Genomic DNA, 1638 nt, shown 5'->3' with positions numbered 1-1638 from the left:
CAGGTTAGTTTAATAGTTTTTTCTCATCAAAAAAAATCCCACCCTATGGGCAGGATAGTTCCAGAGGTTTTTTAAGCAGATTTACCCCCTGTGGAGGGCTTCTGAACGCGATAATCGGAAGGATGCAGCTGTCGTTGCAGCTCCGACGAACACAATAGCAGCCCCGATCCAACTGATGGACGTGAGTGACACTTGCTCCACGACAACTCCACCGAGGCCTGCACCGACAGCCATGGCTAGCTGCACCACAGAGTTGTTCAAGCTTAGCATAATACCTGATGCTTCCGGTGCCTGCTGGACCAAATTGTACTGCGTAGTCGGGCCCGACGTCCAGGCGGAGAAGGACCACAGCATGAGCAGTGGGAACATGACGATTGGCGACATGGCCGCGAGTGAGATAAGGATCAGAGCCACCGCATGAACCAGCAAACTGCCGATGAGCGTGCGGGGTACACCCCATTTATCCGAGCTGTAACCCCCGAACTTGGATCCTAACAGGCTGGCAATGCCGAAAGCGAACAGCCCGATACTTACGATTTGCTCGCTCATTCCCGTAACAGAGAGCAGGAACGGCGAAATGTACGTATAAACAATCGAATATCCGGCAATCCAGAAGAACGTAATAAGCAACGCCACGGCGATTCTAGGCTCCTTCAACAAGGCCAGCTGCTTGCCGATCGGCACCGGCTCTTCCCCTTCCGATTTTGGAATTATGAAGGACACCGCGGCAATGGCCAGCAGCCCAAGTACCCCGAGGCCTGCAAAGACCATCTTCCAATCGTAGAAAGAAGCGGCCACTCTACCTAGTGGAACGCCGACAACCAGCGCGGTCGAAAAGCCCATCACTACAGTAGCGATACCGCTGCCCTGTTTACCGGGCGGAGCGAGTTTGGATGCCACCATCAATGCGGTAACAATAAATACACCGGTACTAAGCGCCAGAACGATCCTCGAGATGAATAGAAAGAAAAATCCTGGCAAAACAGCCGTCATGGCATTGCCAATGACAAATACGACAAGAGAATAAATGAGTAGTTTTCTCCGATCCATTCGTGACGTTATAGCCATCAGAACAGGCGTCCCAAAAGCGTACGCCAATGAAAAAACAGTAATCAGCTGCCCAGCTACAGATACGGGAACCCCAATAGATGCCGCTACTTTATCCAGAATCCCCGCGATAATAAGCTCCGACGTACCGACAAGGAAGCTGACGACGGCGAGCATATAAATTTTCCATGCATTTGTTATCATTGTATTGCTCCTATTCCACTCCAATTTTATTTTTAAAATACATTAGTAAAAAACTGAGTTATAGAATTTAATTAATAAAAAATCTCAATATTCTCATGCGGGAATATCTACTTAAACTCTTTTGACCAATACCTAAATTTAAAGCATCTTTTCACTTTCTCCGTTACAGACTGAGTTGTTTAATCATATAGTTCGAAAGCATTGATCCTTAAATTTGATCTGCGCTGATCGCATAAGCTACAGCATTTGAAAGTTCTGTATATGTGCGCGCCGAATAGGATGAGGGACTCAACAGGTAGGTCAGTGATGTCCAGAACAGCGAGAACAAGGTGAATTTTGCAGCGAGGTGTCCAGCTGCGGTACCGTCGAGTGATGATGAGCCACAGA

The 1638-nt window shown here is 48.0% G+C and carries 1 protein-coding gene; it reads right to left on the bottom strand.

Annotation, left to right across the window (positions count from 1 at the left end; all coding sequences use genetic code 11):
- Nucleotides 1–81: 81 nt before the first annotated feature.
- Nucleotides 82–1248, bottom strand: coding sequence for an MFS transporter (locus HI950_RS35310; RefSeq protein WP_169091757.1), 1167 nt, complete (start codon nucleotides 1246–1248; stop codon nucleotides 82–84).
- Nucleotides 1249–1638: the final 390 nt, after the last annotated feature.

Source organism: Paenibacillus sp. PL91 (genome assembly GCF_012935325.2).
In the GTDB taxonomy this organism is placed as follows: Bacteria; Bacillota; Bacilli; order Paenibacillales; family Paenibacillaceae; genus Pristimantibacillus.
Note: the sequence above shows the minus strand (reverse complement) of the source record. Positions and strands in the feature narration are given on the sequence as shown.